9 protein-coding genes are annotated in these 6,464 nt (G+C 45.9%); 1 reads left to right on the top strand and 8 read right to left on the bottom strand.

Going from position 1 to position 6,464, the window contains the following annotated elements; genetic code table 11:
- Both VJ249_06640 and VJ249_06635 read right to left on the bottom strand, forming a co-directional pair.
- On the bottom strand, nt 1–1,293 hold a 1,293-nt coding region (locus VJ249_06640; protein HKZ94238.1), incomplete at its 3' end, for an ATP-binding protein.
- Between the two features lie 76 nt (nt 1,294–1,369).
- Nucleotides 1,370–1,570, bottom strand: coding sequence for a hypothetical protein (locus VJ249_06635; GenBank protein HKZ94237.1), 201 nt, complete (start codon nt 1,568–1,570; stop codon nt 1,370–1,372).
- A 280-nt stretch (nt 1,571–1,850) separates the two neighbouring features.
- On the opposite strand from VJ249_06635, the gene VJ249_06630 reads away from it, so the two are divergent.
- Nucleotides 1,851–2,141: a DUF5678 domain-containing protein gene (locus VJ249_06630; GenBank protein ID HKZ94236.1), complete on the top strand. Its 291-nt coding sequence runs from the start codon at nt 1,851–1,853 to the stop codon at nt 2,139–2,141.
- A gap of 507 nt (nt 2,142–2,648) precedes the next feature.
- Here VJ249_06630 and VJ249_06625 read toward each other — a convergent pair.
- The 6 genes from VJ249_06625 to VJ249_06600 form a co-directional block, all read right to left on the bottom strand.
- Nucleotides 2,649–3,014 (bottom strand): hypothetical protein, encoded by a 366-nt coding sequence (locus tag VJ249_06625; GenBank protein HKZ94235.1) that lies wholly within the window; start codon nt 3,012–3,014, stop codon nt 2,649–2,651.
- A gap of 330 nt (nt 3,015–3,344) precedes the next feature.
- Entirely contained in the window at nt 3,345–3,749 is a 405-nt protein-coding gene (locus tag VJ249_06620) for a hypothetical protein (protein ID HKZ94234.1), read from the bottom strand.
- Between the two features lies 1 nt (nt 3,750).
- Nucleotides 3,751–4,659, bottom strand: coding sequence for a hypothetical protein (locus VJ249_06615; protein HKZ94233.1), 909 nt, complete (start codon nt 4,657–4,659; stop codon nt 3,751–3,753).
- Nucleotides 4,660–4,679: 20 nt separating this feature from the next.
- A complete protein-coding gene (locus tag VJ249_06610; protein HKZ94232.1) occupies nt 4,680–5,105 on the bottom strand; it encodes a hypothetical protein in 426 nt (141 codons plus the stop codon).
- Nucleotides 5,106–5,198: 93 nt separating this feature from the next.
- The gene (locus VJ249_06605) at nt 5,199–5,639 is read right to left on the bottom strand and encodes an archaellin/type IV pilin N-terminal domain-containing protein (GenBank protein ID HKZ94231.1); all 441 of its coding nucleotides are present in this window, start codon (nt 5,637–5,639) and stop codon (nt 5,199–5,201) included.
- 157 nt (nt 5,640–5,796) lie between these two features.
- Complete coding sequence (locus VJ249_06600) at nt 5,797–6,129, bottom strand: hypothetical protein (protein ID HKZ94230.1); 333 nt, start codon at nt 6,127–6,129, stop codon at nt 5,797–5,799.
- Between the last annotated feature and the right edge of the window lie 335 nt (nt 6,130–6,464).

Genomic DNA, 6,464 nt, shown 5'->3' with positions numbered 1-6,464 from the left:
AAACAGCTTTGTCGCATAATCGAACTGTGGACTTGGCTCCATGTTGAACATCAGCCGAATCAAATGGTTACAGACCACAGACTCCACGAGTCTACTCCTATTCTCAGAATACTTAAGAAAATCTACAGCCTCTTGAAAAGGATCCTTTCTACCAAAAGCCCACCACCGCAAAGCATGGAAAATGAACGGGTCATTGAAGTAGACCTTCTTCGCCTTCTTGTAATAGGGCACGCCTTTGTCTCTGTTAAGCTGGTGAACATAAGAAACCACAAAACTATTCTTAAGTGCATCAACATACCAGCGAACAGTGTCATGCGTAGATATTTCAGTTTCCTCTTTCAAAGCATTCCAACTAACTTGAGAAGACATAGTCTCCGTTAGCCGCTGCGTAATCTGTCTCAAGAACGCCTCATTGCCACCCCATCTGGAAATGTCCCTCAAGATCAAACTCACATAGTCACTGTAGACAACAACCGGAATAGTTCCCTCCGAAACATGCTCGTTTACGGCCCGTGGGACTCCACCAGTGACAAGATAATCGTCAAGAAAGCCCTGCAAATCCTTAAGATGCGGCTCGAGAGTACGAAAGCTACGAGGTATCTTTCCTTCTGACAAATCACGCAGCAACATTGATCTGTTTCGTATCGAAAGAAGCCTCAGATCCCGAAGAACCCTTAGCACTTGGACACTACGCGTCTCTACATACTCAGAGAACTTGGCAGCCAGAAAAACCTTATCTGGAATGTTGTCTGCAATCTTGTCGACTTCGCCTCGCCTTCCAGCAAGAGTCTCAGTAGCTTTCTCCAAGTCGAGACCATGCGAACCGGTGAGCACAACTAAGCATCTGCTCAATTTGCCGATGTCATAAAGATACTTGATAGAACGTTGCCAATTTTTGACAGCAGATACCTCGTCAAGAAACAGATACAACCTATCCTTGGAAAATCTCCGAGCCCAATCCACATACTCACTGATTATAGAGCTCAACTTCGCGAAGCTGTCAACTTGGTCACAAGCCCAATAGAAAACACGGCGTGCGTCAACTCCACTCCTCAAAAGCTCTCTTATCTTAAGTCTGATCAGCGTTGTCTTGCCAACCTGTCTCGGTCCACGCAGACTGTAAACAACGTTAGCATCCCAACAGAAAGTCTCACTGATCCTCGGTCTCCACTTGAAAGACGAGTTTTCCCACGCCAAGATAAGCCCATCAGCTCTAATAGCAGTCTCATCTCTCCACCAAGGATTCTGATCACTAAGCTCAGACAAAGCCATAAGGATTCCCACGTATTTCACTAGCAAGCCATTTATAAATGACTTGCGATTAGAGTAGCAAGATCTTTATAAAAAGAAAAAACAATCGCGCGCCAGCCTAGCCGACCACGCGTTCGACGAATAAAGCACGCGCTCTCCCAATAGTCGCAACTAAAACCGCGGCAATAGTCGCGACTATAGCTGGCAGGGAAACAACTTGAATAGCTTTAACCAGTGCGCCACGCTTAGTTTGAACTATGCCAAGGAAGAAGCCCTTTGCCAAAAGACCCACAACGGACCTCAGAAGGCGCTTAGCCAATCCAACCACAATAACGTCTTATCGATGACTTCCTTCTCCCTGCCTTGAAACACATGATTACCTATTGCTTCTTCCATCCGTTTTGGCTCTTGGTTAACGGATTCAATAACAACCAGTTCTTTAGGTCCCTTAGCCGCTTCATAATCCCACCTTGCCTCCCAGCCCTCCCCACACTAAACAACCATCAAACCAACAACCGACAAAATCACAACAAAAACCGATATAACCCCTTCCCCCTGCACGCCATAAATCTTTAGTAACTGTGAACACACACTAGAAGATGAGCATAAAAGCTTCAACCAGCCACAGGGGTCCAGTTGTGCCAGAAAACGTCTACCAAGCTCCACAAATAAGTCCGCAGGAATACGAGAAATTCCGCGGAAAACACGTAGCCCTCCACAAAGGGAAAATCATAGCTGACGGAAACAACTCCGTAGAAACACTGCAGAAAGCATTGAAAACCCATCCAAGATTGAAGCCAGACCAAATCGCCCTCTTCTACATCCAAGTCGCAGACGTGCTGATAACATCTGAAACAGAAACCGCTTCCACAACATTGCAGCCAACATAAAAGAAGTAGTCAACGCACACGCGGCGCAGACTACTACTTCTAAACCTACTCCGCCACCAACATCCAAAAAGTTGTTGCAGCAAACTCTTCAACGTCAACAACAACTTCAAAACACACAGCCACACGCCCACAAGCAGAACGTCGGTATTATTACTTGTTCCAAGCGGAAATTAATAACACATGAAAATTCAAACCGCTACAAACAGTTTGCGTCTGCATGTTCAATCTGCAACTGTCCAAGCACAACCCGCAACACTGGTAGAAGAAGGTATAAGGGGCATAACGCCTTCTTCTCTTGAAATTTCTCTTCCCACAAAGCCCCGTCAACATAGGCAAACGTCACGCTTACCAACATTAAACGTCACGCTTAGCAACATTGAACGTCACGCTAAAACACGAGTAAACAGAGCCAAAAACACCATACAGAAACCGAATCAGCGCCTCAAACACAAACAGAAAAGTAGAACTTTCACCACAAAAAAAATTTTCCAAACTCATACTAATAGACTATGGCTGTTCCTTAAGCCACTGCGTAGCCTTCGTAAACAAAGGACTGGAACTCAAGTCAATAATAGGCATCATAATCTTCTCCTTAGTCTCAATTATAGGACGATAATCAGGCATAACCGCAAAACCCACAAACGCCCAAAAAACCTTCTTCTCATCAATCAAAGCCCTAGTCGCCAACTCAGTGCTACTCGCCAAAGGATAATAAAAAAACGCAACACCATTCGCCCAATAAAGCCCAGTGGACTTACCACCAGCAGCCACATTCAAAAAACGAGCCAACTCATCAGACGACTTAAAACGCATATACTCCATAACGACAACCTGCTTAAAAGGCTCATAAGAAATCAAAACGTCATCCTTCAACCTCAAACCCACCTAGCCACAAACCTATCCAACTCTGAATATCAACCTCATCTATTATAGTTTACCATCCAACCCCAAAAACCACACAACACAAAAACCAACAGCAAAAAACAACTAGAAAATCACACCAAGGTACTTACCGTTACACTAAGTTGCCGCAAGTACCCCAAAGTAACGCTAAATTACCAATTTGCACAAACAACCAACAAAACACAAAAAGCGTCTAGGGATGAGGCTGAAAAGAGAAAGAGGAACATTCAAGAAAACTTGAAAAACCTCTTCCTTTCCAACCTCATAATCCCCCGAGAAAACGTGAAAAAACCCAAGACGCTACGATAACTCTTTGAAAATGGCGTTGTGATCCACGCTTTTCTCCATAAACACCGTGAGCTCTTGCTCACCCTTCTTGAACAACAATATCTTAGCGTTCCTGCCCTCTAACACCACGCAAGCAACCTTGCCCAAATCAAGCGCCTCAGACACGTACTCACTTGACTCCATGGCCTCAGCCGACAGAGCCGCATAATCAATTATTTTGCTCGGATCCTTAACATCGACCGAAGCAGAAGTCGGACCTCTAATAATGTAGCCTATGATGCCCTCTCTTGACTTAACCCTATCCAAAGATGCACGCAGGTTACTAACACTGATCTGCTCATCGATTTTCGGAGCCCAATCAACCTGCTCCTCTTCTTCCTCTTCAATTTGCACAGTTTTTCTCTTGGTTACGGGCATTTTAGTCGCTCTCCTGCGGGGCCACTGGCTTCACTCTAACCAGTTCTCCGCGTCTCACATCAAGTGACTGACACGCTTTTTCAGGAATCCTGATCAATCCTCTGCCCTCCAGCTTTGGATCATTGATCACTTTAGTCTTGCAGCGAATGGTTCTGCCACTGAAGGTTTCGACGTCGACTTCGCCGATGTTTTCGACGTCTAATTCCTCGCTCCAACGCTTCAAGATTTCAGCGTCCAGTTGCACTGTGTCGGATTTTACCATCAAACCGCTGAATCTGTCCACTATCAACTGCTGAGAAGGCAATTCCTGGGACCGCTTCGTGGTTTCTTCTTCTCTCTCACGCGTGCCAAGCTCAGATGTTTGAAGCTCCTCAGCCTCCTCGACCTCTTCACTTTCGACCGCTTCCTCTTCCTCTACAGCTTCCTCATCGATTACGGGTCTAGGCAGAGTAGACTTTTCCACAGTATGCTCTGGGCTTTTGGTCGATAGAAAGGGAATAATGGGCGTGGGTTTGAATGGGGTAGGGGTAGTAGACAGAGGGGAGGCTACGCTGTCAAGAACCTTCAGAACAGTGGGAAGTACAGCGCTCGTGATAGCGCGGAAATAGACCAGATCGGCGTTTTTTGCCAGTCCTGCAACCAAGTACATGTCGTTTACAGAGGATACGTAAACCTTGCATTTGTCTCCGCTGATTAGCATGTTGTCCAAGCCGCCTATTGCTGCAGCTTTTTCAGCGAGAACATGAAAGGAGCTGGCGGCTTTTGCGATAGCTGGATCAACAGCGTTCTCGTCGTTGGTGATTATTGTTCCATCGTTTGTTAGAATGAAGGACCAGTTTAGATCTGTTAGGGCTTCTTTGATTCCATTGAGCGCGTTCTTTAGGGCTACGTTGTAGACTTCCTCGTTCAAAGACGTTCACTCCATAGGTTCTAAGATATTTTCAGCAGAATTCGCGCGGGCACGCCGTCGTTTTCCAGTACTATGTATCTTAGGCCTTCCGTGTCTTCGATTTGGTCGACCCATTTTAGGGCTTCGCGTGCTTTTTGCAAGACTAAGAGGCGGTCTTGTTGGCTTCGAACCGCTTCCTCAATGGCTGTTAGTTCGTGGAATGGGTTAGCGTCTAATACGACGTTTAAATCGCCAACTGTGATTTCTCCCAGTGTGTTGGCGGCTGCCTTTTTTCCAGCGAGTTTGAAGACTACGTCGCGCACTTTTTTGGAGCGTTCGGCTAGGGTTCGTATTTCGTCTAGGCGTCGTAGGTATTCGCCTAGCATGCTTTTTGTGCGGACGATTTCGCTGTCTAGTGTTTTGGCTATTGCGGTGGCGGATTCGTATTCTTTTAGTTCGATGACCATGGATTTACCCCCTTAAGGGAAGATAAAGAGGGTGAAGGAGTTTTCCTACCCCCATTCAAACAAAGAGATATTGGATGGGAAATTTTGGAGCAGCTATGGTGCTGTGGCAACATACGTGAACTTGTTGCCTGTCGCTGTGAGCGCTGCAAACTCGTATTTGACGCCTGAAGTGAATGTTGCTGAACCCACAGGTGCATCCACTGTGAAGGTTGCTAAGGCTCCTGCATCCATTGTATAACCTGAACCCAACGGTGTTACACCTATTGTCACATTGCTGACTGCAACATCGTTTACTCTAACTTCGGTCACTGTGAGTGCTCCGGTGCCCGTGTTTTTCATGGTCAGGCTGATTGATGTTCTGTTTGTTGCCCACGTATGGCTCTGCACCTTCAGTTCCTCTGTTTTCATGAATGTGAAGGTTAAGGCGCCCATCCATGCTGCTACGGCGATGCTGACGGCGACTGTCACTGCGATCAGTATGATGGCTGCGACTACTGGACTCAAAGCTTTCTTACTTTTGAATATCTTCCTCATTTTTTTACAATCCCTCCTTTAGGAGTTCACGTAGAACATAGCGCATCGTTAAGATTTAAATCTTACGTCTTAATACACCAGATTAACCTTTTCCCTCACCATGCATGGGCGTTTGAGAAAGAAAAAGAAGAATGTGGGATGAGGGGTTTCGTGGAGGCTAGATTTGTTCCATGACTTGGAGTAGGAGTGTGGCGATTTTGTGGCCTTGGTCTGTGATGGTGTAGTATTTTTTGAGGGGGTCTATTTGTGTTGATTTGGCTAGGCCGAGGTGTTCGATTTCTATCATTCTGGCGCGGAATGTGCCGTCGCTCAGCGTTCGTTTATGTTTGTTCATGTAGGCTTTGGCTTCTTTCCATCGTCCTTTGTTCATGAGGAGTAGGAAGAGGCAGTCGATGGCGTGGTCTTTTTCGATCATGGTTTTGATGGCTGAGAGTTTTGGGTCTGTGAGTATTCTGGTTATGTCTTCCTCTAATGATTTCTTAGTGCTCATTTTTGCCGTTTTCACCTTTCTCTTTAGTCTGGTTTCTTGTGTCTTAAGTAGTGTTTTCTGCTTAAAAGATTTAACTAGTATTACGAAACGCGGAGTATTGTGGAATGCATAGTTTGCTGTGGCTGACGAGGGTTAGTATGAGTGCAGAAAAATTTTTTTGTGGTAAAAGCCGGGGTTTTCTGTTTGTGGCCGAGTCGCTGTTTCGGTTTCTGGGTGGTGTTTCTGGCTCTGTTTGAGTCGTTTTTGTGGTGCGGTTCTGCATGGTTTGTGGTGCGGTTCAACATGGTTATGCGTGATTATTGGCATGTTGGCGATCGCGCTGGTTCAGGGTGGAG

It is taken from the genome of Candidatus Bathyarchaeia archaeon, from assembly GCA_035283685.1.
Classification (GTDB): Archaea; Thermoproteota; Bathyarchaeia; order Bathyarchaeales; family Bathyarchaeaceae; genus DATETJ01.
The sequence above is the reverse complement of the archived record's forward strand: the minus strand, read 5'-3'. Positions and strand labels throughout refer to the sequence as shown.